Source organism: Stenotrophomonas sp. ATCM1_4, from assembly GCF_004348115.1.
Lineage (GTDB): Bacteria > Pseudomonadota > Gammaproteobacteria > Xanthomonadales > Xanthomonadaceae > Stenotrophomonas > Stenotrophomonas capsici.
This window is the reverse complement of the sequence record NZ_QPFB01000001.1, coordinates 360,663-386,417: the sequence shown is the minus strand read 5'-3', so window position 1 is coordinate 386,417 and position 25,755 is coordinate 360,663. Positions and strand designations below refer to the sequence as shown.

22 protein-coding genes and 6 tRNA genes are annotated in these 25,755 nt (G+C 67.8%); 9 read left to right on the top strand and 19 right to left on the bottom strand.

Annotated features, from left to right (window positions below):
* Window positions 1-42: 42 nt before the first annotated feature.
* The 8 genes from clpP to ATCM_RS01835 all read right to left on the bottom strand — a co-directional run bounded on the left by clpP (window position 43) and on the right by ATCM_RS01835 (window position 3,063).
* Window positions 43-669 carry an ATP-dependent Clp endopeptidase proteolytic subunit ClpP gene (clpP, locus tag ATCM_RS01870; RefSeq protein ID WP_132862571.1) on the bottom strand — a complete coding sequence of 209 codons (627 nt, stop codon included), beginning with the start codon at window positions 667-669 and terminating at the stop codon, window positions 43-45.
* Window positions 670-736: 67 nt separating this feature from the next.
* Window positions 737-2,032, bottom strand: a complete 1,296-nt coding sequence (gene tig, locus ATCM_RS01865) for a trigger factor (RefSeq protein WP_132862570.1) — start codon at window positions 2,030-2,032, stop codon at window positions 737-739.
* A 181-nt stretch (window positions 2,033-2,213) separates the two neighbouring features.
* Window positions 2,214-2,298, bottom strand: a tRNA-Leu gene (locus ATCM_RS01860).
* Window positions 2,299-2,409: 111 nt separating this feature from the next.
* A tRNA-Lys gene (locus tag ATCM_RS01855) sits at window positions 2,410-2,485 on the bottom strand.
* Window positions 2,486-2,595: 110 nt separating this feature from the next.
* Window positions 2,596-2,671: transfer RNA gene (locus ATCM_RS01850), tRNA-Lys, on the bottom strand.
* A 79-nt stretch (window positions 2,672-2,750) separates the two neighbouring features.
* Window positions 2,751-2,827: transfer RNA gene (locus ATCM_RS01845), tRNA-His, on the bottom strand.
* Window positions 2,828-2,864: 37 nt separating this feature from the next.
* A tRNA-Arg gene (locus ATCM_RS01840) sits at window positions 2,865-2,941 on the bottom strand.
* Window positions 2,942-2,986: 45 nt separating this feature from the next.
* Window positions 2,987-3,063, bottom strand: a tRNA-Pro gene (locus tag ATCM_RS01835).
* Between the two features lie 139 nt (window positions 3,064-3,202).
* On the opposite strand from ATCM_RS01835, the gene ATCM_RS01830 reads away from it, so the two are divergent.
* Window positions 3,203-3,964, top strand: coding sequence for a Bax inhibitor-1/YccA family protein (locus tag ATCM_RS01830; protein ID WP_132862569.1), 762 nt, complete (start codon window positions 3,203-3,205; stop codon window positions 3,962-3,964).
* 263 nt (window positions 3,965-4,227) lie between these two features.
* On the opposite strand, the gene ATCM_RS01825 is transcribed toward ATCM_RS01830, so the two are convergent.
* From ATCM_RS01825 to grxC, 3 genes are all read right to left on the bottom strand, one after another.
* Window positions 4,228-5,232 (bottom strand): isocitrate dehydrogenase, encoded by a 1,005-nt coding sequence (locus ATCM_RS01825; protein ID WP_132862568.1) that lies wholly within the window; start codon window positions 5,230-5,232, stop codon window positions 4,228-4,230.
* 132 nt (window positions 5,233-5,364) lie between these two features.
* Window positions 5,365-5,757 carry a carboxymuconolactone decarboxylase family protein gene (locus tag ATCM_RS01820; RefSeq protein ID WP_132862567.1) on the bottom strand — a complete coding sequence of 131 codons (393 nt, stop codon included), beginning with the start codon at window positions 5,755-5,757 and terminating at the stop codon, window positions 5,365-5,367.
* Entirely contained in the window at window positions 5,754-6,044 is a 291-nt protein-coding gene (grxC, locus tag ATCM_RS01815; protein WP_132862566.1) for a glutaredoxin 3, read from the bottom strand. The genes ATCM_RS01820 and grxC overlap by 4 nt, the downstream gene beginning before the upstream one ends.
* Window positions 6,045-6,196: 152 nt before the next feature.
* Between grxC and ATCM_RS01810 the strand changes: the two genes are divergently transcribed.
* The 5 genes from ATCM_RS01810 (at window position 6,197) to ppx (ending at window position 13,858) form a co-directional block, all read left to right on the top strand.
* Window positions 6,197-7,852, top strand: coding sequence for a M48 family metalloprotease (locus tag ATCM_RS01810; RefSeq protein ID WP_132862565.1), 1,656 nt, complete (start codon window positions 6,197-6,199; stop codon window positions 7,850-7,852).
* A 113-nt stretch (window positions 7,853-7,965) separates the two neighbouring features.
* Entirely contained in the window at window positions 7,966-8,655 is a 690-nt protein-coding gene (phoB, locus tag ATCM_RS01805; protein WP_132862564.1) for a phosphate regulon transcriptional regulator PhoB, read from the top strand.
* A 90-nt stretch (window positions 8,656-8,745) separates the two neighbouring features.
* Window positions 8,746-10,086, top strand: coding sequence for a phosphate regulon sensor histidine kinase PhoR (gene phoR / locus ATCM_RS01800; protein ID WP_132862563.1), 1,341 nt, complete (start codon window positions 8,746-8,748; stop codon window positions 10,084-10,086).
* Window positions 10,083-12,161 carry a polyphosphate kinase 1 gene (gene ppk1, locus ATCM_RS01795; protein ID WP_132862562.1) on the top strand — a complete coding sequence of 693 codons (2,079 nt, stop codon included), beginning with the start codon at window positions 10,083-10,085 and terminating at the stop codon, window positions 12,159-12,161. Before phoR ends, ppk1 begins: the two co-directional genes overlap by 4 nt.
* Before the next feature lie 170 nt (window positions 12,162-12,331).
* Complete coding sequence (gene ppx, locus ATCM_RS01790) at window positions 12,332-13,858, top strand: exopolyphosphatase (protein ID WP_132862561.1); 1,527 nt, start codon at window positions 12,332-12,334, stop codon at window positions 13,856-13,858.
* A gap of 33 nt (window positions 13,859-13,891) precedes the next feature.
* Here the strand turns inward: ppx and ATCM_RS01785 are convergent, their stop codons facing one another.
* The 4 genes from ATCM_RS01785 to ATCM_RS01770 are packed head-to-tail and all read right to left on the bottom strand — an operon-like array spanning window position 13,892 to window position 19,201.
* Window positions 13,892-15,955 carry a prolyl oligopeptidase family serine peptidase gene (locus tag ATCM_RS01785; protein WP_132862560.1) on the bottom strand — a complete coding sequence of 688 codons (2,064 nt, stop codon included), beginning with the start codon at window positions 15,953-15,955 and terminating at the stop codon, window positions 13,892-13,894.
* A gap of 58 nt (window positions 15,956-16,013) precedes the next feature.
* Window positions 16,014-17,834, bottom strand: coding sequence for a hypothetical protein (locus ATCM_RS01780; protein WP_132862559.1), 1,821 nt, complete (start codon window positions 17,832-17,834; stop codon window positions 16,014-16,016).
* Between the two features lie 13 nt (window positions 17,835-17,847).
* A complete protein-coding gene (locus ATCM_RS01775; RefSeq protein ID WP_132862558.1) occupies window positions 17,848-18,762 on the bottom strand; it encodes an ATP-binding cassette domain-containing protein in 915 nt (304 codons plus the stop codon).
* Window positions 18,763-18,790: 28 nt separating this feature from the next.
* Entirely contained in the window at window positions 18,791-19,201 is a 411-nt protein-coding gene (locus tag ATCM_RS01770; RefSeq protein WP_132862557.1) for a GntR family transcriptional regulator, read from the bottom strand.
* Window positions 19,202-19,395: 194 nt separating this feature from the next.
* Between ATCM_RS01770 and ATCM_RS01765 the strand changes: the two genes are divergently transcribed.
* The 3 genes from ATCM_RS01765 to lpxH are packed head-to-tail and all read left to right on the top strand — an operon-like array spanning window position 19,396 to window position 21,851.
* Window positions 19,396-20,532 (top strand): glycosyltransferase family 1 protein, encoded by a 1,137-nt coding sequence (locus ATCM_RS01765; RefSeq protein ID WP_132862556.1) that lies wholly within the window; start codon window positions 19,396-19,398, stop codon window positions 20,530-20,532.
* The gene (locus tag ATCM_RS01760; RefSeq protein WP_132862555.1) at window positions 20,513-21,055 is read left to right on the top strand and encodes a phosphatase PAP2 family protein; all 543 of its coding nucleotides are present in this window, start codon (window positions 20,513-20,515) and stop codon (window positions 21,053-21,055) included. Before ATCM_RS01765 ends, ATCM_RS01760 begins: the two co-directional genes overlap by 20 nt.
* A 46-nt stretch (window positions 21,056-21,101) precedes the next feature.
* A complete protein-coding gene (gene lpxH / locus ATCM_RS01755; protein WP_132862554.1) occupies window positions 21,102-21,851 on the top strand; it encodes a UDP-2,3-diacylglucosamine diphosphatase in 750 nt (249 codons plus the stop codon).
* Window positions 21,852-21,980: 129 nt separating this feature from the next.
* Here the strand turns inward: lpxH and ATCM_RS01750 are convergent, their stop codons facing one another.
* From ATCM_RS01750 to ATCM_RS01735, 4 genes are all read right to left on the bottom strand, one after another.
* Window positions 21,981-22,415, bottom strand: a complete 435-nt coding sequence (locus ATCM_RS01750; RefSeq protein WP_132862553.1) for a hypothetical protein — start codon at window positions 22,413-22,415, stop codon at window positions 21,981-21,983.
* 179 nt (window positions 22,416-22,594) lie between these two features.
* Complete coding sequence (locus ATCM_RS01745) at window positions 22,595-23,419, bottom strand: ferritin-like domain-containing protein (RefSeq protein ID WP_243694069.1); 825 nt, start codon at window positions 23,417-23,419, stop codon at window positions 22,595-22,597.
* A 120-nt stretch (window positions 23,420-23,539) separates the two neighbouring features.
* Window positions 23,540-25,006, bottom strand: a complete 1,467-nt coding sequence (gene purF, locus ATCM_RS01740; RefSeq protein ID WP_132862551.1) for an amidophosphoribosyltransferase — start codon at window positions 25,004-25,006, stop codon at window positions 23,540-23,542.
* A 33-nt stretch (window positions 25,007-25,039) separates the two neighbouring features.
* Entirely contained in the window at window positions 25,040-25,753 is a 714-nt protein-coding gene (locus ATCM_RS01735) for a CvpA family protein (RefSeq protein WP_132862550.1), read from the bottom strand.
* Between the last annotated feature and the right edge of the window lie 2 nt (window positions 25,754-25,755).

Below are 25,755 nucleotides of genomic sequence, written 5' to 3'. Positions count from 1 at the left end.
CCGACCCTGCAAAAAATGCCGTATTTTCGGCCACTTGCACCGTTACCCGGCCTGGATCGACTCGTCCGGACGACGCTCCAGCACCTGGTCGACCAGACCATAGGCCACCGAGTCGGCCGCGCTCTTGAAGTTGTCGCGCTCGGTGTCGCGCGCGATGGTCTCCAGCGACTGGCCGGTGTGCTTGGCCAGCACCTCGTTCAGGCGCGAACGCAGGGTCAGGATTTCACGGGCATGGATGTCGATGTCCGTAGCCTGGCCCTGGAAGCCGCCCAGCGGCTGGTGGATCATCACCCGCGAGTTCGGCAGCGCATAACGCTTGCCGGCCGCACCGGCCGCCAGCAGCAACGCGCCCATCGAGGCGGCCTGGCCGACGCAGATGGTGCTCACGTCCGGCTTGATGTACTGCATGGTGTCGTAGATCGCCATGCCGGCGGTGACCACGCCACCGGGCGAATTGATGTAGATGCTGATGTCCTTTTCCGGGTTTTCCGCTTCCAGGAACAGCAACTGCGCCACCACCAGGTTCGCCATGTGGTCGTCGATCGGGCCGACCAGGAAAATCAGGCGCTCCTTGAGCAGGCGCGAATAGATGTCATAGGCGCGCTCGCCACGGCTGGTCTGCTCGACCACCATCGGAACCATGTTCAGGGCTTTGGCTCGGTTGTCCATTTCGTGAGGCACCTATTCTTGAGAAGTAACCCCCGCGCCGGAGCGCGGGGACGGAACGCCCGCCGGTTTACTGGCGGATGGCTTCCTGGAACGACAGCGCCTGCTCGGTGTGCTGGGCACGCTCGGCGATCCAGTCGATGACCTGCTCTTCCATCACGCGGTTCTGCAGGCCAGCCATAAGCTGGGGATCATTACGGTACATCTCAATGACCTGTTCCGGCTCTTCGTAGGTCGAGGCGATCAGGCGCATGGTTTCGTTCAGGCGCTTCGGGTCCAGGCGCAGCTCGTTCCTGCGGGCCACCTCGCCGACCAGCAGGCCGACCAGCACGCGCTTGCCAGCCGCATCCTTGAAGCCTTCATGGGCATCGGCCGGGACATCGCCCGGGTTGCCGCCCTGGCGGCGGATGGCATCGATCTGCTGGGCCAGCATCGAGCGGGCTTCACCCTCGACCAGGCGCGGCGGCAGCTCGACCGAGGAATAGGCGGCGATCAGCTGCTCGCCGACTTCGCGGCGCAGGCGGTTCATCAGCGCGCCCTTGAGCTCGCGCTCCAGGTTGGAGCGGATGTCCTTGCGGAACTGCTCCAGGTCGCCGTTCTTCACGCCGAAGCTCTTGATGAAGGTGGCGTCCACTTCCGGCACGTCCTGCTCGGACACTTCCACGGCCTTGACCGTGACCTTGACCGACTTGCCGGCCAGCGCCGGCACGCGCCAGTCAGCCGGGAACTCGACGTCCAGGACCTTTTCCTCGCCCTTGGCCAGGCCGACCAGGCCCTTCTCGATCTGGTCGAACATCATGCCCTGGCCGATGATGATGGTGCCCTTCTCGGTGCCTTCGGCCGGCAGGCGCTCGTCACCGGCCTGCGACCAGGTTTCCAGGCCGACCAGGTCACCTTCCTGGGCGCCACGGGTGACCGGCTTCCAGGTACGGCGCTGCTGGCGCAGGTTCTCGATCATCTGGTCGATGTCGGCGTCGGTGATCTCGGCGGTGTGGCGGACCACGGTCAGCTTGGTCACGTCGACGTCACCGAAATCCGGAATCAGCTCGACGGTGGCCACGAAGTCGAACTCGCCTTCGCCGGCCTTGTCGATGCGCGGGTTGCCGGCGATGCGCAGCTCGTGCTCGCGCAGGGCGGCGTCGAAGGTTTCACGCAGCAGGCCGTCCATCGCCTCGGCGCGCACCTGCGGCCCGAAACGCTGCTCGATCACCTTGGCCGGCACCTTGCCCGGGCGGAAGCCCTTGATACGCGCGGTACGCGCGATTTCGCCCAGACGCCCGTTGATGTGGGTCTGCAGACGTTCGGCCGGCAGCGAGAAGCTCAGGCGGCGTTCCAGGTTGCCGGTGGATTCGATCGAAGCTTGCATGTTGACTCCTGCCACCGGTGGCGACGGCCCCCGGCACGATGTGGTGGTTGAAACGATCCCAGGCGGCGGATTTCCGCCGCAGCCCTCTAGTTTGGCCGATAACGGCCGGCACCGCCAGCAGTGGGGGGCCATTCAGGGCGGCAGGAAGCGCGCCCGGCGGTGGGCGCGGTGAACCGGGCAATGGTGCGAAAGGGGGGACTCGAACCCCCACGCCTTGCGGCACTGGAACCTAAATCCAGGGCGTCTACCAATTCCGCCACTTTCGCAAGGCCGGTTCAGGGGCGCCATTGTTGCAGGCCAACCCCGAAAGCGGAAGCCGGGACGAACGCGGCAACCGGCAAGAAAAAAGCCACCGGATTGCTCCGATGGCTTCAATTTGGTGGGCTGTCAAGGATTCGAACCTTGGACCTATTGATTAAGAGTCAACTGCTCTACCAACTGAGCTAACAGCCCTGAAACTTCGGCGCGAATTGTACACCAGCGGTGTTTTTCGCACCAGCCCGAAAACACGGGGCCTACACTTAAAGAAAAAGCCACCGGATCGCTCCGGTGGCCTTTCAAAATGGTGGGCTGTCAAGGATTCGAACCTTGGACCTATTGATTAAGAGTCAACTGCTCTACCAACTGAGCTAACAGCCCTGAAAATCAGGAGGCGAATCTTAACGCATCCTTCTTTTTTTTGAAACCCCGAATTTCACCTCGGTGCTTCTTCATTCAGTGGGGTGGCTGAGGGGATTCGAACCCCCGACCACCGGAATCACAATCCGGTACTCTAACCAACTGAGCTACAGCCACCACTGAAACAACAACCTTGCCTACCGCTTGCGCCGATTGGCGCGCCCGACAGGAATCGAACCTGTAACCGCCGGCTTAGAAGGCCGGTGCTCTATCCAGTTGAGCTACGGGCGCTCAAGACCGGATCGTCGCACTCCGGTGCGCCTTGAGTGCATCGGATGGTCGGGGTAGAGGGATTCGAACCCCCGACATCCTGCTCCCAAAGCAGGCGCGCTACCAGACTGCGCTATACCCCGGCGGTGAATCTCTCCGGTGCCCCGGAAAGGTCGGCTATTGTCGGAACTGAAGCCGGATCTGTCAACGACAATTTTCACTTTCGTCGATGCAGGTATGCTGGGTGGGATAAACCCTCCTCACCCAGCCATGGAGCATTGCATGCGCAGCGGCAATCCGGCCCTTTCCGAATCCACCTTCCTCGACCTTGGCAGCGGTACCGTCGTCTCGCGCGGCGCCGATGCGATGACCATCAACGGCACCGTCAACAAGACCGGCATCCTGCTGCTGCTGGCCGTGCTGACCGCCGCCTTCGCCTGGAACGGCACGATCAGCGACAGCGGCGAACTGCTGCCGGCCGCCAAGCTGTACCTGTGGGGCGGCATGATCGTCGGCTTCATCCTGTCGCTGGTGACGATCTTCAAGAAGACCTGGGCACCGGTCAGCGCGCCGCTGTACGCCCTGGCCGAAGGCCTGTTCCTGGGCTCGATCTCGGCCATCTACGAGGTGCGCTTCAACGGCATCGTGTTCCAGGCCGTGATCCTGACCTTCGGCACCCTGTTCGCGCTGCTGTTCGCCTACCGCAGCGGGCTGATCAAGGCCACCGAGAACTTCAAGCTGGGCGTGGTCGCGGCCACCGGTGGCATCGCACTGGTGTACCTGGCCACGATCGTGCTGGGCTTCTTCAACATCCAGATCCCCTACATCCACCAGTCCGGCCTGATCGGCATCGGCTTCAGCCTGTTCGTGGTGGTGATCGCAGCGCTGAACCTGGTGCTGGACTTCGACTTCATCGAAAGCGGCGTGGAAGCCGGCGCTCCGAAGTACATGGAGTGGTACGGCGCGTTCGGCCTGATGGTCACGCTGGTGTGGCTGTACATCGAGTTCCTGCGCCTGCTGTCGAAGTTGCAGTCGCGCAACTGAGCCGACCGTCATGCAGGAATCGAAGGGCGCCGCGAGGCGCCCTTCGTGTTTGTGTTTTCCGTCCTGATGGGCGAAGGGCCAGGGCCTTGGATCCGCCTGCGAGTGGTTGCCTGCAGCGACACGCCTTACCCCTCCCCAGCCCTCCCCTTCGCCTGCGGCGAAAGGGAGGGGGCAGTGGCATCGGCGTGGGTGGCGAGCGGGCAAAAAGAAACGGAGCGCTTGCGCGCTCCGTTCTGGTTGAACCACAAGCGTTGGCCGGTGGATCAGATGCGGCTGGCGATGGCCTGGGCGAAGCCCATGGTGGTGCCGGTGCCGCCCAGGTCGCCGGTCAGCGAATCCTTGGCTTCCATCGTGGCGACGATGGCCTTGCGCAGGCGCTCGGCGTTTTCCGGCTGGCCGACGTGGTCCAGCATCTGTGCAGCGGCCAGCATCAGCGCGACCGGGTTGGCCTTGCCCTGGCCGGCGATGTCCGGCGCGGTGCCGTGCACGGCTTCGAAGATCGCCGCGTCCTTGCCGATGTTCGCACCCGGGGCCAAGCCCAGGCCGCCGACCAGGCCGGCGCACAGGTCGGAGATGATGTCGCCGAACAGGTTGGTGGTGACCAGGATGTCGAACTGCTCCGGACGCATCACCAGCTGCATGCAGGCGTTGTCCACGATCATTTCCTGGAATTCGATTTCCGGGTACTGCGCGGCGACTTCACGCGCGACGTTCAGGAACAGGCCCGAGGTCGACTTGATGATGTTCGCCTTGTGCACGGCGGTGACCTTCTTGCGGCCGGTGCTCTTGGCCAGCTCGAAGGCGTAGCGCACGATGCGCTCGGAACCCTTGCGGGTGATGCGGGTGCCGGAGAACGCGGTCTCGCCGTCGGCGGACACTTCCTGGCCTTCGGCCAGGTAGGCGCCTTCGGTGTTCTCGCGCACCGTGATCATGTTGATGTTCTCGTAGCGCGACTTGGTGTTCGGGAACGAGATGGCCGGGCGCACGTTGGCGTACAGGTCGAACTGGCGGCGCAGGGCCACGTTGATCGAGCTGAAGCCGCCGCCCACCGGGGTGGTCAGCGGGCTCTTCAGGGCGACCTTGTTGCGGGTGATCGATTCCAGCGTGGCAGCCGGGATCAGCTCACCGTGCTTTTCCAGCGCGACCAGACCGGCGTCCGCATCTTCGTACTGCAGCCCGGTGTTGAGCTTGTCCAGTACGAACAGGGTGGCGTCCATGATTTCCGGGCCAATGCCATCGCCGCGGATGACGGTGATTGTCTGCGTCATTTGTTAGGTATTCCGAACAGGGAGGAGTGATAGCGCCATCCGGCTGCCCGGATACCGGCGCGTATGAAACAGTTTCAACTGTCAATTATGCCTGATCCGGCCCCCTCCCCCAACTGGACCATGGTCTGGGGTTCAGCCGTGGTCGTGCCCGGCCGGGACCTCGGCGGCACCGCTCTCCAGCTGGTCCAGGAAGTCCACCGCGCGGCGCAGGTGCGGGATGACGATCGACCCGCCGACCACCAGCCCGACCGAGAAGGTCTCGAAGAACTCCTCGCGGGTCACCCCGGCCTCCTTGCACTGGGCCACGTGGTAGCTGATGCAGTCGTCGCAGCGCAGCACCAGCGAGGCGACCAGGCCGAGCAGCTCCTTGGTCTTCACGTCCAGCGCGCCGGCCTGGTAGGTCTGGGTGTCCAGCGCGAAGAAGCGCCGCACCACCTGGTTCGGCTCGGCCAGGATGCGCTGGTTCATGCGCTGGCGGAACTCGGTGAACTCGGCCACGCGGTCCTTGTCGGTGGGCTGGCTCATGCGCCCTGCCCCGCCAGCAGCGGCTCCAGCTTGCCGGCGCGATGCAGGGCCATCATGTCGTCGTAACCGCCCACGTGGACCTGGCCGATGAAGATCTGCGGCACGCTGGTGCGACGGGTCAGGGACATCATCTTCTCGCGCTCGGCCGGGTCCAGGTCGATGCGGACTTCGGTCCAGGACTGGCCCTTGCTCTGCAGGAAGTTCTTGGCCGCCACGCAGTACGGGCAGACCGCCGTGGAGTAGATGGTGATCTCCGGCGCGCCTGCGCCATTGGCTTGGTTGCTCACGAGGAAACTCCCGACAGGAAATGTTGTCTGTATATGGTAGCTGGCGACTGGATTTTCCACGCCACCGACAGAACACTGCGGATTAACCTGTGCTTCACACCGCGGCACCCGTTCCCCGTCATCCTCCGCCCTGCCTCTTCCGGAGCTCCCGCTTGCGCACGCTTCTGCTCGCCACCGCTGTCACCCTGGCCTTGGCCACACCGCTGTCCCGGGCCGATGACACCAAGTTGCCGGACATCGGCTCATCGGCCGGCGAGCTGCTGACCCCGGCCCGGCAGGCCGAGTACGGCGGGATGATGCTGCGCGAGCTGCGCAACTACGGTTACCTGCTGGACGACCCGCTGGTGGACGACTGGCTCAACACCATGGGCCGGCGGCTGGGCTCCAACAGCGCCCAGCCGCAGCAGAAGTACACGTTCTTCATGATGAAGGACCGCCAGATCAACGCTTTCGCCACGCTGGGCGGCTACATCGGCATGAATGCCGGGCTGGTGCTGACCTCCGAGCGCGAGGACGAGGTGGCCGCGGTGCTGTCCCACGAGATCGCCCACGTCACCCAGCAGCACGTGCTGCGCGGGGTGGAGCGCGCCCAGCGCGACCAGATCCCGATCCTGCTGGGCATGCTGGCGGCGGTGATCGCCGCCCAGCAGGCCGGCGGCAATTCCTCCGGCGACGCCACGATGGCGGCGATCACCTCCGGCATGGGCCTGATGCAGCAGCGGCAGATCAACTACACCCGCTCCAACGAGTCCGAGGCCGACCGCCTGGGCATCCGCACCCTGGCCCGCAGCGGCTACGACGTGGATGCGATGGCCGGCTTCTTCGAGCGCATGTCCGCGGCCATGCGTGGCAACGAGGGCGGCTACTCGACCCCGGACTTCCTGCGCACCCACCCGGTCAATACCACCCGCATCAGCGAGGCCAAGTCGCGCGCCGAGCAGATGAAGAAGGACACCCTGCTGCTGACCACGCAGACGCCGACCGGGATCCACCAGGAACGGGTCAACCCGGCCATCCCCGATACCACCGGCGACCCGCTGTCCAGCAGCGGCAACCCGCTGCTGCCCTCCGGCCTGCAGCTGTCGCTGCCCAGCAGCAGCCTGCCGCGTGGGGCCACCGGCCAGTTCGACTGGGCCCGCGAGCGACTGCGCGTGCTCAGCGCCACCACGCCCTCGGAGCTGATCCGCGAGTACGAAGGGCTCAAGCGCAGCCAGAAGAACGGCCTGACCGACGCCCAACGCTACGGCGTGGCGATCGCCCGCCTGCGCGACGGTGGCACCGCGGCCAGGCAGGCCCTGCAGGAACTCCAGCAGCTCGACGGCGAGTACCCCGACAACCTCTGGATCGAACTGGCGCTGGGCGAGGCGGAGTCCCGCAACGGCCAGTTCGCCCAGGCCAATGCCCGCTTCGACGCACTGATCAGGCGGCTGCCGCAGAACCGGCCGGTCGCGCTGACCTATGCGCGGGTGCTCAACGAACAGGGGGGCGAGGACGCCGGCAAGCGCTCGCAGGCGATGCTGCGGCCGTTGCTGGCCCGTTCCGGCGACGACCCGGTGTTCCAGGCCACCTTCGCCCGGGCCAGCGAACTGGCCGGCGACACCACCCGGGCCAGCGAAAGCTACGCCGAGGCCGCCTACCTGAACGGCCGTCCGGAACAGGCCCTGATCCAGTTCCAGGCCCTGCTCAAGCAGCCCAGCCTGGATTACGTCACCCGGGCCCGGGTCGATGCCCGGATCGAGTCGATCATGCCGACCGTGCTGGAAATGCGCCGGCTGGGCCAGCGTGACCCGGAGATGTCACGCAACTGACCGATGCTGCACGGGCGCCAACCGGTACGCCGCCCGCGCTGTCACAAACCCGTCATCAAACCGTAGTCTACTGGGCGCATTCCCGCTTGATGGGCACTAACGGTAGGCACGACGTGCAGAAACGCATCCTGATTGTCGATGACGAACCCGCGATCCGTGACATGGTCGCCTTTGCCCTGCGCAAGGGCGAGTACGAACCGGTGCATGCCGGTGACGCCCTCGAAGCCCAGACCGCCATCGCCGACCGTGTCCCGGACATGATCCTGCTGGACTGGATGCTGCCCGGCACCAGCGGCCTGGAACTGGCCCGGCGCTGGCGCAAGGAAGCGATGACGCGCGATGTGCCGATCATCATGCTCACCGCCCGTGGCGAAGAGAACGACCGCGTCGGTGGCCTGGAAGCCGGCGTGGACGACTACGTGGTCAAGCCGTTCTCGGCACGCGAACTGCTGGCGCGGATCCGCGCGGTGATGCGCCGCACCCGCGACGACGATGAGGACGGCAGCGTGTCGGTGGGCACCATCCGCATCGACGGTGCCGCCCACCGCGTGTTCGCCGGCGACGTGCCGGTGCCGATCGGCCCCACCGAGTACCGCCTGCTGCACTTCTTCATGACCCACCCCGAACGCGTCTACACGCGCTCGCAGCTGCTGGACCATGTCTGGGGCGGCAGTGTCTACGTGGAGGAGCGCACCATCGACGTGCACATCCGCCGCCTGCGCAAGACGCTGGAACCGTTCGGCGCGGAAAACATGGTGCAGACCGTCCGTGGCGCCGGCTATCGGTTCTCCGCTTCGATCTGAGCGGTGATGCGGCCGGCAGGCCGTGCCATACGCTTGATGCTATAACCCGGGTTCACCCGCATGAACCCTCCGCGCCACCCCGAGAACGCAATGCCCCGCCAATTCCGATCCGCCTGGTTGAAGACGCTGGCCACCGTGGCCGTGCTGTTGCTGCTGGCCGGATTGCTGGGGACGTGGACCGGTCATCCGGCCCTGTGCGTGGCGGTGGCGGCGCTGCTGGTCCTGACCTGGCACTACTGGCGACTGCGCCAGGTGCTGCTGCGCCTGACCGCACGCCAGCGCTGGGAGACCAGCAATGGCGTGGGCGTCTGGAACGAGCTGGACCGGCTGCTGTACCGCAACCAGCAGGAGATGCGCGTGCGCAAGCGGCGCCTGATCGAGATGCTGCGCAGCTATCGCGCAGCCGCCGCCGCGCTGCCCGACGCGGTGGTGGTGGTGGACCGCAACACCCAACGCGTGCAGTGGTTCAACGAAGCGGCCACCAGCCTGCTCGGCCTGCAGCACCCGGCCGACATGGGCGCGGCACTGGTCGAGCGCCTGCAGCCGCTGCCGCTGGCGCATTGGCTGGCCGGCGGCCGCAACGCCGAGCCGATCCTGGATGCCAATTCGCCGGTCGACCCGGGCATCCGCCTGCACCTGCGCCTGATCCCGTACTCGGACCACCACTGGCTGCTGGTGGCGCGCGACGTGACCAAGCTGCTGCACCTGGAACAGGTACGCCGCGACTTCGTGGCCAACGTCTCGCATGAGCTGCGCACGCCGCTGACCGTGGTGCATGGCTACCTGGACATGATGGACCCGGAGGACTTCCCCGATACCGGCCCGATGCTGTCGGAGATGCGCAAGCAATCCCAGCGCATGGCGCAGCTGGTCGAGGACCTGCTGACCCTGTCACGGCTGGAATCGCAGCAGCACACCGAGTTGGAAACGGTGGCGATGACCTCGATGCTGGCCTCACTCAAGCGCGAAGCCGAAGCGCACAGCCAGGGCCGCCACACCATCACCGTCGAGGACCAGGCCGGGGTGGACCTGGCCGGTTCCAACAAGGAACTGCACAGCGCCTTCTCCAACCTGCTGACCAATGCGGTGCGTTACACGCCCGCCGGTGGCAGGATCAGCCTGACCTTCGCCCGCGAGGGCAAGGGCGCGGTGCTGGCGGTTACGGACACCGGCTACGGCATCCCGGCCAACCACCTGCCGCGGCTGACCGAGCGCTTCTACCGCGTGTCCAGCAGCCGCTCGCGCGAAAGCGGCGGCACCGGGCTGGGGCTGTCGATCGTCAAGCACATCCTCGGCCTCCACCAGGCACGGCTGGAAATCCGCAGTGAAGTGGGCCAAGGCAGCACCTTCGCCTGCCATTTCGATGCCGAACACGTACGTCCGCGCAGCAACTCCCCCTCGATCTCGTCCACGGAAGACTTCCCGGCATGAACCCGCCCTCCCCCGCCCCCGTCGCTGCCCCCGAACTGTTGCGAGATCCGGCGCTGTACATCAACCGGGAGTTGTCGCAGCTGGACTTCAACTTCCGCGTGCTGGCCCAGGCCAAGGACGAGCAGGTGCCGCTGCTCGAACGCCTGCGCTTCCTGTGCATCTCCTGCACCAACCTGGACGAGTTCTTCGAGATCCGCGCCGCCGCCGTGCGCCACGCGCAGGAGTTCGGCCTGCCGCCGGCGCCGGACGGGATGAGCCCGCAGGCCATCCTGAGTGCCATCCACGACCGTGCCGCCGAACTGGTGGACCAGCAGTACCGCTGCTGGAACGAAGTACTGCGCCCGGCACTGGCCGAGGCCGGCGTCGGCATCCTCGCGCAGAAGGCATGGACCGCGCGCCAGCACCGCTGGCTGCGCGCCTACTTCCGCAACGAGATCATGCCGGTGCTGTCGCCGCTGGGCCTGGACCCCTCGCACCCGTTCCCGAAGATCCTCAACAAGTCGCTGAACATCGTGGTCGTGCTGAAGGGCACCGATGCCTTCGGCCGCGCCGGCCACCTGGCGCTGGTACGCGCGCCGCGCTCGTTGCCGCGCATCATCCAGCTGCCCGAGTCGCTGGGCGGCCCGCAGAACTTCGTGCTGCTGTCGGCGGTGCTGTCGACCTTCGTCGACGAACTGTTCCCGGGCATGGAAGTACAGGGCGCCTACCAGTTCCGCGTCACCCGCAACTCCGAGCTGGTGGTGGACGAGGAGGAAGTGGAGAACCTGGCGCTGGCGCTGCGTGATGAACTGGTCGACCGCGGCTATCGCCCGGCGGTGCGCCTGGAGATCGCGCACGATTGCCCGAAGCCGATCATGCAGACGCTGCTTCAGAACTTCGGCCTGTCGGAGAACGCGGCCTACCGCATCAATGGCCCGGTCAACCTCAATCGCGTCATCCAGGTCTATGACCTGCTGCAGCGGCCGGACCTGAAGTACCCGCCGATGAGCCCGCGCGTGCTCAAGACCTCCGAAGGCATCTTCGAGTTGGCCGCGCGCAACGACATCCTGCTGCACCACCCGTTCGATTCCTTCAGCACCGTGCTGGAGCTGATCCGCGAGGCGGCGGTGGACCCGAACGTGCTGGCGATCAAGCAGACCCTGTACCGCACCGGCAAGGACTCCGGGATCGTGGAAGCGCTGATCCTGGCCGCGCGCAACGGCAAGGACGTCACCGTGGTGGTGGAACTGCGTGCGCGCTTCGACGAAGAGGCCAACCTCGGCCTGGCCGACCGCCTGCAGGATGCCGGCGTGCAGGTGGTGTACGGCGTGGTCGGCTACAAGACCCACGCCAAGATGCTGCTGATCGTGCGCCGCGAGGGCCGCAAGCTGCGCCGCTACGTGCACCTGGGCACCGGCAACTACCACAGCGGCACCGCCCGCGCGTACACCGACCTGAGCCTGATCAGCGCCGATCCGGACATCGGCAACGACGTGCACCTGCTGTTCCAGCAGTTGTCCGGGCTGGCGCCGAAGATGAAGCTCAAGTGCCTGCTGCAGTCGCCGTTCACCCTGCACGCCGGTCTGATCAAGCGCATCGAGCGCGAGACCCGGCTGGCCCAGGAAGGCAAGCCGGCACGCATCATCGCCAAGATGAACGCACTCAACGAGGCGCAGGTGATCCGCGCGCTGTACGCCGCCTCACAGGCCGGCGTGCAGATCGACCTGATCGTGCGCGGCGCCTGCACCCTGCGCCCGGGCGTGGCAGGCGTCTCGGACAACATCCGGGTGCGCTCGATCGTCGGCCGCTTCCTGGAGCACAGCCGCGTGTACTGGTTCGGCAACAACGGCGCGCCGGAGCTGTACTGCGCCAGCGCCGACTGGCTGGAGCGCAACCTGCTGCGCCGCGTGGAAACCTGCTTCCCGATCCTGGACAGCGACCTGGCCAAGCGCATCTACCGCGAAGTGCTGCAGAACTACCTGGACGACAACCTCAACGCGTGGGACCTGCAGGCCGACGGGCGTTACCTGCAGTGCCAGCCGGCCCCCGGCCAGCCGCCGCATTCAGCCCAGCAGGCCCTGCTCGAAGCGCTGTAAGGCAGGGACCGGGGAAGCAGGAACGAGGAGTGGAGGGCCGCTGCTGCAGCGCCCTCCGGCGACATCGTCGCACCCGCGTGGGCGGCGGCGGTGATCGAGCGAGCGGTGCGCCGCCTGTTTTTTCCCGTTCCTCACTCCTCTTCACTCCCTCCTGCCAGTACCATTCCGCCATGCCCCAGTCCTCAACGACCCCACCGCCCCTGCAGGACGGCGACCTGCTGGCCGCCATCGACCTTGGCTCGAACAGCTTCCACATGGTCATCGCGCGCTACCTGCTCGGGCAGCTGCGCGTGGTCGATCGCCTGCGCGAAACCGTGCGCATGGCCGACGGCCTGGACGGCAAGGGCGGCCTGTCCGCCGACGCCCGCCAGCGCGCGCTGGAATGCCTGGCCCGGTTCGGCCAGCGCATCCGCAACATCCCGCCCTACCGGGTGCGTGCACTGGCCACCAACACCGTGCGCCAGCTGCGCTCGCCGCTGTCCTTCCTGATGCCGGCAGAGACCGCGTTGGGCCACGCCATCGAAGTGGTCAATGGCCGCGAGGAAGCCCGCCTGATCTACCTGGGCGTGGCGCATGCGCAGCCCCCGAAGCCGGGCCAGCACCGGCTGGTGATCGACATCGGGGGCGGCTCGACCGAGTTCATCATCGGCGAAGGCATGCAGACCCTGGAGCGCGAAAGCCTGCAGGCCGGCTGCATCGCCAGCACGCGACGCTTCTTCCCCGGCGGCAAGCTGAGCAAGAAGCGCTGGAAGGACGCACTCACCGAGATCGGCGCCGAGTTCCAGCCCTTCGCCAACAAGTACAAGGCGCTGGGCTGGCAGGAGGCGCTTGGCTCGTCGGGCACCCACAAGGCGATCAGCGAGATCTGCGCGGCGATGAAGCTGAGCAAGGGCGCGATCACCGCCGAGGCCCTGCCGCAGCTGCGCGAGGAACTGCTGCGCGCCAAGCACATCAACGACATCAACCTGCCGACCCTGTCCAGCGAGCGCCGCCCGATCATCGCCGGCGGCGTGCTGGTGCTGGAGGCGGCGTTCCAGTCGCTGGGCCTGCAGAAGCTGCTGGTCAGCAAGGCGGCGATGCGCGAAGGCATCCTCTACGACATCATGGGCCGTGCCAGCGACAACGACCCGCGCGACGAATCGGTGGCGGCGCTGACCCAGCGTTACGCCATCGACACCACCCAGGCCCTGCGCGTGGAATCCACCGCGCAGCGCCTGTTCGAGCAGGTGGCCGAAAGCTGGAAGCTGGATTCGGACGATGCCCGCATGCTGGGCTGGGCCGCGCGCCTGCACGAGCTCGGCCTGATGATCGCGCACAGCGGTTACCACACCCACGGCAGCTACGTGATCGAGAACTCGGACATCTCCGGCTTCTCGCGTCAGGAACAGCAGATGCTGGCGGCGCTGATCCGCACCCATCGCCGCGGCGTGTCCAAGGCCGCGTTCGATGCCCTGCCCGAGCGCCTGCTGCTGCCGGCCAAGCGTACCGCCGCCCTGCTGCGGCTGGCGGTGCTGCTGCACCGCGCGCACGAGCCGGACCCGATCCCGACGCTGGAGCTGTCGGTGGACGGCAACACGCTGTCACTGGTCCTGTCCAAGGACTTCATCGACGCACGGCCGCTGCTGCGCGCGGACCTGGTCGGCGAAGCCGAAGGCATGCTCGGCCTGGGCATCAACTTCCGGCCGTTCGTGGCCTGACCTCCCGCACGCGGCGGACGGAAGCCAACGGGCTCATGGCGAGGGCGCCGGTTGCGCCAGGGCCGCGAACTCCGGCCCGGCCACCCGCAGGTTCTGCCGCAGGTAGGCGCGCAGGCGCTGGCCGGCGGGTTCGGGCACCGGCCCACCCAGATGCCGCTGCAGCATCGTTTCCATCGCGAACAGGTACGCCTCGCGGGGGATCGGGTCGACCGGCGAATGCCCGCCTTCCGGGTCGACCAGCAGGGTGACCGGGGTGGCCTGCGCCTTCAGCGTGGCCACGTAATGGGTGACCTCGCGGATGGCCACGGTGCGATCCACGGCCCCGGCCATCACTAGCAAGGGCCGGCGCATCCGCGCCGCATTGGCCGATGGTGACTGCGCGTGCAACCGCGCCCGGGTCGCCGGCTCGGTGGCATCCAGTGACAGTGCGCGCAGCGTCTGCCGCAACGAACGATCGGGCAGGTCCCCCTGCTCGCCGGACATGACCAGCCAGCGCATCGCCCAGCCCAGGTCCGCGGGCGGCGCGCCGGCCACGCCGACCTTGAACAGCTCCGGCTGGAAGGTCAGCCCCAGCAGCGTGGAGTAGCCGCCGAAGGAATGGCCGACGATGCCGACGCGCTGGGGATCGCCGATGCCCTGCGCCAGCAGCCAGCGCACGCCGTCGACCACGTCCTGCTGCACGCGGCCATTGCCGTAGTCGCCCTGCGGCGCGAACGTGTACGCGCGGCCATGGCCGGTGGAGCCGCGGAAGTTGGACTGGAACACCACGTAGCCGCGATTGGCCAGGAACTGCGCCACGCCATCGAAGCCGGGGCGGAAGTGGCTGATCGGACCGCCATGGACCTGTGCGACCAGCGGCGCCCGCGCCGGATCCACGCCCGGCGGCAACAGCACGAAGCCATGCACCTGCATGCCATCGGAGGCGCGGTAGGACACCGCAACCTTGCGCGAGAGCTGGCTTTCCGGCGGTGCCTGCCCGGCCACCGCGGGCGCATCGAGGATGCGCCGCAGCCCGCCGCGCCGTGCGTCGTACAGGTACCACTGCGGGTCGCGCAGGGTCGCCGCGCGCGCGGACACCAGCCACGTCGAGGATGCGCCGGCGGCCTGTACGCCGATGTCGCGCCCCGGCAACTGGCGGGCGATGGCCGCCAGTACCGGTGCCGCCGCGCCGATGCCATGGGTGGTGGCCACGGTGCTGCGGTAACTCGCCGCCACGGGCTGCTGGGTGGCCGGATCGAGCACGACCTCGTCCAGGTCGGCCTCGTGGCGCGGATCCTCGTGCAGCGTCCGCAGCGTGTCATCGGCCTCCAGGCGCAGCACGCGGCGGAAGTTGCCGCCGGGGTTGCCGTCCAGCAGCAGGCTGCCGTCGTCCATCGCCGCCAGCAGGTTGACCCGTTCCAGCGGCTCCAGCCGCAATACCGCCCGCAGCCGGCCATCGGGCTGCACCCGGTACAGGGCGTCGTGATCGCCATCGAAGCGCGCCAACGCCACGATCCGCCCGGCCGCGTCCAGCGCGACGTCGAGGACCCAGTGCGCGTCTTCGCGCAGCACGCTGCGCTTGCCCTGCGCGTCCATGCGGACGATCCGCCAGCGCTCGCCATCGCCGGCCACCACGCGCTCGCGCAGCAGCACGGCCGCCGGCTGCGAAGGGTCGACCTTCATCACCTGGCGCTGCTCCACGCCGCCCAAGGGGGTGCGCATGCCGCCGGCCGAATGCACCGGCACCATTGCCAGCGAACGCGGTGCATGCAGGAACAACCAGCGGCCATCACGCGACCAGGACAGTTGCCGCGCCTGGGTACGGCCGACCAGGACCCTGGCCGCACCACCGGCGGTGGGCAGCACCATCAGGCTGCGCGCCTGGCCCTGTTCGCGCAGCCAGGCCACCTGGTCACCGCCCGGCGACAACCGCACGGCGGTGAGTGCACGGTCTTCCAGGAACGCGGCGCGTGGCAGACGCGCAGCGGGCGCCAGCGCGCGTTGCGCAGCGGCGGCGCTGTGCAACGTGGGGTCCGGGCCTGCCGCCGGCACGTCCGCGGCCACGCCCATCAGCACAAGCAGCGCCAGCGCCGCGCAGGCGTCACGGAACTTGCTCATCATCATTCTCCATGGGTTTCCTGCCCGTTCCCGCACCACGGGAACGGCACCGTTGCGTTCAGGCGATGGCCGCGTGCGTCGACGCAGCGGGTACCGGCAGCGGTTCGCGACGCGGATACATCAGCCACAGGCTGACCAGCGCCGGCAGGCCGACCACGCCGCACAGCAGTACCCATGCCCAGCGCTCGCTCGGTGAATGCGATTGCCGTGCGCTCACCCAGATCGCACCCAGCAACGACGCCAGGCAACCGGCCAACGCCAACCACACCATTCCGGTTGGAACCGGCTGCGGGGGCGCACGCAGTGGATCCGGCGCCGCATACAGGTCCTGCGCACCGAGGCACAGCGTGCGCAGCACCGGCGACAGCCACCAGATGCGCGCCGGATAGGCCGGTGGCAGGTCGACCTGCAGCGCGCGGCGGGCGACCGGATGCACGCGCCCCTCGCCGTCGACGCGCAGCACCTGCTGGAACGGTTGCTGCAGCTCGCTGGACCACACGCCCCAGGTGTAGGTGAACGACACCAGATAGCTATCCAGCAGCTCGATCATGTCCATCCGGCTGAGGTTGCCCACCGCCGCCGGCATCGGCACGCGCAGCAGCGGCTGCATCCGGTCCAGGCCGTTGGCCGCTTCGCGCCCGGGATAGAAGTAGGCCGCACGGTCACTGAGCGCCAGCACGTTGTCCCCGGCCGGTGCGGGCGGGCTGGCCATCACCTCGCCCTGCGGCAGACGCACGCGTTCGAAGATGCGCTGCTGCTCGCTGTCGTACTGGTAGGCCGCGTTCGCGTTGAACAGGTAGCCGTCGTCGTATTGCAGCGTCGGCGCCGGGAACGCCGCCTGCGCCGGACCCGCCCCCAGCACACCGCGCGCGCGGCCGTCCAGCGTGCCGTAGCCCACGAAGCGCATGCCGTCGTGCGTGAACACCCAGCGCACCCTGTGTTCGGCGTCGTCGAACTCCATCGGCGCCACGTTGGTCAGCTCGCCCCGCCGCGGCAGGCTGCGCAGCGGGTAACGGGTGACCACGTCGGACAGGGCGATCTGTTCACGCCACAGCGCCGCGTCCGGGTCGCGGCTGTCGGCGATGCCGGACAGCAGGATGTCCTTGCCCTGGGCACGTTCGGCCTCGATGTAGCCGCCCTTCGGCGGCACCGGCATGTTGAGCGGATGCGTGCCGGAAAGCGTCCAGGTCATCTCCACGGCGAAGCCCAGCATCCAGATCAGGAAGTAGGCCCCGACCTGCACCGGCAGCGCGGTCAGCACCACCGCGGCGAAGCTGCGCGGTGGTGCCACCGGATCGGGGCGGAAGGCGATCGCCACCAGCACCACCAGCAGCGCCAGGATCGACAGCTGCACCGCGAGCATCATCACGCCGGAGGCCTGCGCGAACATCAGCAGCACCGGCAGCACCACCACCGCGAACGAATGACGGCGGTTGGCGACCATCGCATAGGCACCGGCGGTGTAACCGATCAGGCCGATCAGCCAGGCCGCGACCGGCAGCATCCAATGCCGCAGGTCCACCACCCGCGCGGTCATCGTGTCCTGGTACAGGGCCACCAGCGCGATCGGCAGCGCCATCGCCACGAACAGCAGCACGGCGCCGGCGCCCCCCAATGCCGCGACGATGCGCAGGCGGTGCATCGGCCGGTGCAGCAGGCTGAGCCACTGGTTCGGCCGGCGGTAGCTGCCCATCTGGTACAGGCCCAGCAGGGTGCCCGATACCGCATAGGCCACGCTGAAGACCTGGTAGACCTGCAGCGGCTGCTGCGCCAGGTCGACCAGCCGGGTCAGGAACCCGAGGATGCCCGCATGCACCACCGCCGCGGCGATGGTCCACAGGCGAAAGCGCTGCAACTCGCTCTTGAACAGATCGATCATGATCGTGGGCTCCTCAGGCCGCCGCGGGGGCGGCATGGTTCTTGGCCAGGAAGGCATTGACGGCACGGTCCAGGCTGACCGCCATCGACTGCACGTTGCGTGCGCCGCACGCGCGCAGGAAGCGCTCGAAGCCTTCGTCCTGGTCGAGCACCAGGTAGTGGTGCAGGCCATCCAGGCGCTGCACTTCCAGCAGGCCCGGCACGGTGCGCGGGTCCGGCCCCTTGAACGGGACATCGGCGACCCAGTGGCTGACCCGCGCGGTGAAGTCCTCCGGGGCGGACATGTGCTTCAACTGGCCGCGCTCGAGGATGATCAGGTTGTCGGCGACCCGCTCGATCTCCTCCATCTGGTGCGAGCAATAGATCACCGTGCAGCCATCGGCCGCATTGCTGTAGAGCAGCGACTCCAGGAACGCACGCTTGGCGACCACGTCCAAGCCCAGCGTCGGCTCGTCGAGCACCAGCAGTTCCGGCCGCTGCGCCAAGGCCAGCGCCAGGTTGAAGCCGGCGCGTTCGCCGCGCGAGAGCTGGCCGATCTTCTGCTCCGGCAGCACGTGGTAATGGCCGATCACGCCATCGAAGGCCTGCTGGTTCCAGCGGCGGTACTGGTGGCGCTGCATCGCGGTCACCTGCGACACCCGCATCCAGCCCGGCAGGGTGTGTTCCTCGTTGACGAAGCCGATCCGTGCGCGGTCGGCCGGGGTCAGCCGCTGGCTGTCCTTGCCCAGGATGCACGCCTGCCCGCTGCTGGGGGGCATGAAGCCGAGCAGGACCCGGAACAGGGTGGACTTGCCGGCGCCATTGGCACCGACGATGGCATGGATGCGCCCGCGCGGGATGGCCAGGTCGAGCCGGTCCAGCGCCAGCTTGCGGCCGTAACGCCTGCTCAGCGCCCGGGTCTGGATCACGTAGTCGGTGTCAGTGTGCATGTCGGTTCCAATGCCGCGCCGGGGCGGCTCAGGCGGTCTTGCGGGAGGTCAGCTGCTGCAGTTCGTGGGCCAGGCGGGCCTCCACGGCTTCGTCCGGGAAGCCCAGCGGGATCACGTCGTTGACGAAGCGGCCGATGGCCTCGTCGAGCCGGCGCTCGCGCTCGGCATCGGACAGGCGCTGGCGGGGCGCAGCCACGTACAGGCCCATGCCCTGCCGGGATTCCAGCCAGCCCTCGGTGGTCAGCTCGGCGTAGGCCTTGGCCACGGTGTTGGGGTTCACCATGAGTTGCTGGGCCAGACCGCGCACGCTGGGCAGCTGCGCACCGGGCGCGAGCGCGCCGGTGGCGACCTTCATCCGTACCGCGTCCACGATCTGGCGCCCGATCGGGCGGGGATCGCCGGTGGCGATCTGGATCATCAATGCCTGGGTGCGTGCCATGTCCTTGTCCATCAACTGTACTATTTGAAATAGTACAGATAGATCAGTCAGTGCCGTCAAGCCCCGTCCGATGAAACGCCCGCAGGACGACCCGAACCGGTGCCCGCGGCGACGAACGTCATGGGCCAGTCATCCACACGACACGCATTGGTCACTGCCGGTGCCCACGCTGTCGGCAAAACGGAGGCACTGCCATGCGCTATGCGATCGTCACCGAGACCTATCCGCCGGAGGTCAACGGCGTGGCCTTGACCGTGCAGAGCCTGGAACAGGGCCTGCGCCGCCGCGGCCATGACGTCGAACTGGTCCGGCCACGGCAGAACCAGGACCCGCCGGCCGCGTACGAGCTGCTGGTGCGCGGCGCGGCATTGCCGCGCTATCCCGGCCTGCGCTTCGGCCTGCCCGCCCCGCAGCGCTTGGCCCGGCAATGGCAGCAGCAGCGCCCCGACGCGATCTACATCGCCACCGAAGGCCCGCTCGGCTGGTCGGCGATGCGCGCCGCGCGCCGGCTCGGCATCCCCGTCGCCTCCGGGCTGCATACCCGCTTCGACGAATACCTGCAGGACTACGGCGCGGCATGGCTGCAACCGGTCGCGCTGGGCTGGATGCGGCGCTTCCACAACCAGGCCGATGCGACGCTGGTGCCAACCAACGAACTGCAGCAGTTCCTGGCCGCGCAGGGCTTCTCGCGGGCACGCCTGCTGGCACGCGCGGTCGACGGCAGCCAGTTCGACCCGCAACGCCGCGATGCCGCCCTGCGCGCGCAGTGGGGCCTGCCGGACGACGGACTGGCGGTGATCCATGTCGGTCGCATCGCCGCGGAAAAGAATCTTGGGCTGGCGGTGAAGGCATTCCGCCGCATCCAGCAGGTCACGCCGGACGCACGCTTCGTCTGGGTCGGCGATGGCCCGCTGCGCGAGAAGCTGGCCAGCGAGAACCCAGACTTCATCTTCTGCGGCATCCAGCGCGGCGAGGCATTGGCACGGCATTTCGCCAGCGGCGACCTGTTCCTGTTCGCCAGCCGCAGCGAAACCTTCGGCAACGTCACCCTGGAAGCCATGGCCAGCGGCGTGGCGACGGTGGCCTTCAATTACGGTGCCGCGCGCGAACACCTGCGCAGCGGCCATAGCGGAGTTGCCGTGGAGAACGAGGAAGGCTTCATCAACGCGGCCGTGCAGCTGGCCGGTGATGAGGAGATGCGCACCACCCTGGGCGCCAACGCCAACCGCGCGATGCAGCGGCTGCACCCGGAACAGGTGGTCGCCGAATTCGAAGCCCTGCTCGATGAACTTGCCCTGCGGAGACGTGCCCATGTCGTTGCTGCCGCCTGAAGGTATCGCCGCCCGCGAGGCACGCTGGTGCCGCCGCGCCAACCGCTACGGCCGCCGCCGTGGCATCCGCATCGTGTTCTCCACGCTGAGCCGGCTGGGCGATGGGGTGTTCTGGTACATGCTGATGGGCGCCCTGGTGCTGGCCGATGGCCTGGACGGCCTGCAGGCCTCGATCCACATGGCCATCACCGGGGCCGTCGCACTGACCCTGTACAAGGGCCTCAAGCGCTGGACGCGCCGCCTGCGCCCGTTCGCCGCCGACGTGCGCATCCGCGCCTGGGTCGCGCCGCTGGACGAGTACAGCTTCCCCTCCGGCCACACCCTGCATGCGGTGTCCTTCACCGTGGTGGCACTGGCCTACTACCCGTGGCTGGCACCGCTGCTGGTGCCGTTCACCGCGGGCGTGGCGATGTCGCGCGTGGTACTGGGCCTGCATTACCCCAGCGACGTCCTGGCCGCCACCGGCATCGGCCTGCTGCTGGGGACCGCCTCGCTGCAGCTTTCCCCGCTGCTCGCCGGCTGAGGCCGGCGGGCGCGCGTGGCCGCCGCGCACGCCCTACAATGCGCGCATGACCACGTTGTTCATCTCCGATCTGCACCTGGACCCCAGCCGTCCAGCCATCACCGAACTGTTCCTGGCCTTCCTGCGCGATGAAGCCCGGCAGGCCGAGGCGCTGTACATCCTGGGCGACCTGTTCGAAGCCTGGATCGGCGATGACACGCCCTCGGCCGCAGCCGATGCGGTGGCCACCGCGCTGCGCGGGATCAGTGATGCCGGCGTGCCGGTGTACTTCATCCGCGGCAACCGCGACTTCCTGGTCGGCAACGACTACGCGGCCCGTGCCGGCATGCGCATCCTGCCGGATCCGGCGGTGATCGAGCTGTATGGCAAGCCGGTGATGCTGCAGCACGGCGACCTGCTCTGCACCGACGACGTCGCCTACCAGGCCTTCCGCGCGCAGACGCGCGATCCGGCATTCATCGCGCAATTCCTGTCGCAACCGCTGGAAGCCCGCATCGCCTTCGCACAAAAAGCGCGCGCGGCCAGCCAAGCACGTCAGTCGGAGATGAAGGAAGGCGACCGCGCACAGTTCGAGACCGTGACCGACGTGGCCCCGGCCGAAGTGGCCGCCACGTTCCAGCGCTATGGCGTGGACACGATGATCCATGGCCACACCCACCGCCCTGCGATCCACACCCTGCAGGCCGGCGATCACGCCTGCACGCGCATCGTGCTCGGCGATTGGTACGAACAGGGTTCGGTGCTGCGCGTGGATGCCGACGGCTACCGGCTGGAAACGTTGTTCGCATCCCCCTGATGCGATAGCGCGGGCTCTGCTTGGCCGTGAGCGTCGCCGCCCACGTCCAGAGCCCCCTCCCCACCCCTGCGCCCTTGCCTGCGGCAAAGGGAGGGGCAAAGCATCACTCAGGTGGCGTGACAGCAGGCGTCAGGGCGCTTTCACCGGCACGGCCGGATCGCGGGCGCAGCCCTTGAAGGTGTCCTTGCCCAGCACGAACTCAGCGGTGAACGGGTGGTTGAGGTCGGACATGCCGTCCGAACAGGTCGCCCGTTCGATGGTCAGGCGGAATGCGTTGTCGCCCTCGCCGCCCTGCACCTGCAGCAGCCCGTCGACCAGGCTGCGCGCACCTTCGAAATGACGCGGCGCGTCCTGCGTCTCCGGCGTGGTGTAGTCCAGCTTGCTACCTTCCACGCGCACGCCCCAGAACGGCTCGGTGCCCGATGCCTGCAGCACCTGCGGGAAGTCAGTGCTTGCCGCGACGACCGGCTCTGCCGCCGGGGCCGGGGCTGGCGCGGGGGTTTCAGCCACCGGCGGCGCCGGCTGGCTGCAAGCGGCCAACGTGGCCAGAAGCACGAGTCCCATGTATGCCTGCTTCATCCATTTTCTCCTTGGTTGGGCAGCGGTGAAGGTGGCTACCTTCGCATCCCAGCCTGTGACGGCACGTGACTGGCGTCAATCGGACGGGCGCTGAAATCCTGCTTCATCGGGCGATGCTCCCACCCGGCGGGTGACGGGATCCCTCCCCTGTCCGCGCGCCAGTCTCAGCCGGCCTGCTCGACCAGGTTGGCCAGCTCGTCCTCGTCGAAGCCGGCCAGCAGGCGGGCCTCGATGTTGAACGGGCCATGCAGGTAGCCACCGGCGTACTCGCGCAGCAACTGCTTGAAACGCGCGCGTGGCTCGACGCCGGCGCGTTCGCAGTACCAGCGGTACCAGCGCGAACCGGCGGCGACATGCGCCACTTCCTCGCGCAGGATCACTTCCAGCACGTCGGCGGTGGCCTCGTCGCCGAGCGAACGCAGCTTGGTGATCATCGCCGGGGTGACATCCAGGCCGCGCGCCTCGAGCACGCGCGGCACCAGGGCCATGCGCGCCAGGCCGTCATGCGCGGTCTTCTCGCACATTTCCCACAGCCCGTTGTGGGCGGGGAAATCGGCGTAGTCATGGCCATGCGCCAGCAGGCGCTCGCGCAGCAGCATGAAGTGGCGCGATTCGTCATCGGCGCAGCTCACCCAGTCGGCGTGGAAGCTGCCGGGCAGCCCGCGGAAGCGATACACCGCATCCCAGGCCAGGTCGATTGCGTTGAGTTCGATGTGGGCGATGGCATGGATGAAGGCAGCACGCCCTTCCACCGAGCCCAGGCCACGGCGCGGCAGGTCACGCGGATGCACCAGCACCAGCTGCGCCGGCCGGCCCGGCATGCGGATCGGCTCGGGATCGGGGGCGTGCGCGGGCAGCTTCAGGGTGCCGCTGCGAAAACGCGCGGCGTAGTGCTGGGTGAGCGCGACTTTCTCTAGCGGGTCGGCGGCGGCCAAGCAGATGCAGGCGGCGTCGAGCAGTGAAAAACCGGCAGCTTCGGGCGGTGGCAGGAATGTTGTGCCTGCAACTGCAGGCTGTGCTTGTTGCGGGTTCATGGGTGCTCGCATGGTGCCGCTTCTGTTCTGCCCTCTCCCCAACCCCTCTCCCGCAGGGAGAGGGGCCCAGGCGCATCAGGCGCGGCGCAGCGTCTTGGCTTCGTCCGAACGCAACTGCTGGATGCGCTCGAAGTAGCCCGGCTCGATGCCGGTGACGTAGTGGCCGTTGAAGCAGGAGGAGTCGAACTCCTTCAGCTCCGGGTTGCCTTCGCGCACGGCCGCTTCCAGGTCTTCCAGGTCCTGGTAGACCAGCCAGTCGCAGCCCAGGTGCTGCTCGATCTGCTCGACGCTGCGCTGGTTGGCGACCAGTTCCTCCACCGCCGGCATGTCGATGCCGTAGATGTTGGGGTGGCGCACCGGCGGTGCGGCGCTGGCCAGGTAGACCTTGCGTGCACCGGCGTCGCGCGCCATCTGCACGATCTGCTGGCTGGTGGTGCCACGCACGATCGAGTCGTCGACCAGCAGCACCACGCGGTTGCGGAACTCCAGGTGGATCGGGTTGAGCTTGCGGCGCACCGACTTCACCCGCTCGCCCTGGCCCGGCATGATGAAGGTACGGCCGACGTAACGGTTCTTGACGAAGCCCTCGCGGTACTTCACGCCGAGCACGTTGGAGATTTCCAGCGCGGCATCGCGCGAGGTGTCGGGGATCGGGATGATGGTGTCGATGTCGTGGTCCGGGCGCAGGCGCAGGATCTTCTCGCCCAGCTTCTGGCCCATGCGCATGCGCGCCTTGTGCACCGAGACGTTGTCGATCATCGAATCCGGGCGTGCGAAGTACACGTACTCGAAGATGCACGGGGTCTGCTGCGTGTTGGTCGCGCAGATCTCGGTGAACAGCTCGCCGCGTTCGGTGATGACCACCGCTTCGCCCGGGGCCACGTCGCGCACGCGCTCGAAGCCGAGCACGTCCAGCGCCACCGACTCGGAGGCCACCACGTACTCGTCGCCTTCGGCGTGGCTGCGCTTTCCCAGCACCAGCGGACGGATGCCGTGCGGGTCGCGGAAGGCCACCAGGCCCAGGCCCAACACCACGCTGACCACCGCGTAGCCGCCCTTGCAGCGACGGTGCACGCCGGCCACGGCGCGGATCGCTGCTTCCGGGGTGAGCATGCGCTGCGCGTCCAGCTCGTAGGCGAACACGTTCAGCAGTACTTCGCTGTCCGAATCGGTGTTGATGTTGCGGCGGTCGGCCTCGAACACCTGGCGACGCAGTGCCTCGGTGTTGATCAGGTTGCCGTTGTGCGCCAGCGCGATGCCGTATGGCGAGTTGACGTAGAACGGCTGCGCCTCGTCGGTGCCTTCCGAGCCGGCGGTGGGATAGCGCACGTGGGCGATGCCGATACGGCCCTGCAGCAGCCCCATGCGACGCTCGTCGAACACGTCACGGACCAGGCCGTTGCCCTTTTCCACGCGCAGGCGGGTGCCGTTTGCGGTGGCGATACCCGCGGCATCCTGGCCGCGATGCTGGAGGACGGTCAGGCCGTCATAAAGCTGCCCGGCGACGTTCTGGTTGCCGACGATTCCGACGATGCCACACATGTTGCGCGATCTCCGCTGGGCGCAGGCGCCCGGTTAACGTGAAGGTGGCCGTGCCTGGCCCTGTGCCCCGTCCCGCGTGGAGTCGGGGTGACCCGGGCGCACCTGCGCCGGATCGATGTTGGAGGGCAACGCCCCCGCCGGGTCCACGGACCCACCTGCGCCGGGCTGCCCGGCTGGCGGCTGTCCGCTGCCCGCGTCTGTCTCGTTCGGTCGCGCATTATCGCCTGCCAGCACCGACTTGCCCAAGTCCATCAGCACGTCGTGCGGCAATTCAGTCAGGTCCGGCGGCTGCGGCAGTTTTCCACGCAGCCAGCCCACCATCGGCTGCAGCGGCGGCAACAACACCGATTGCTGCCATTCCGGCTTGCCGGGCATCGAGGTGAAGCCCAGCACCAGCACCACCAGGACCGCCAGCAGCACGCCGCGGACCACGCCCAGGCCGAAGCCCAGCAGGCGGTCCGGCCACTTCAGCAGGATCGTGGAATCGACCAGGCCGCGCAGCGCCATGCCCAGCAGCATCAACGCCAGCAGCGCACCGACGAAGGCCAGCACGTAGCCGCCGGCGTACTCACCGGCGGTGGGCTGACTGCCACCGGACAGCACCCGCGCCACCTGTTCACCGAAATGGAACGCCGCCCAGCCCGAGACAACCCAGGACACCACGCCCAGCACGGTCGCCAGCAGGCCGCGCATCAGCCCGATCAGGGCCGACAGGGCGATCACGGCCAGCAGGATCAGGTCAATCACGA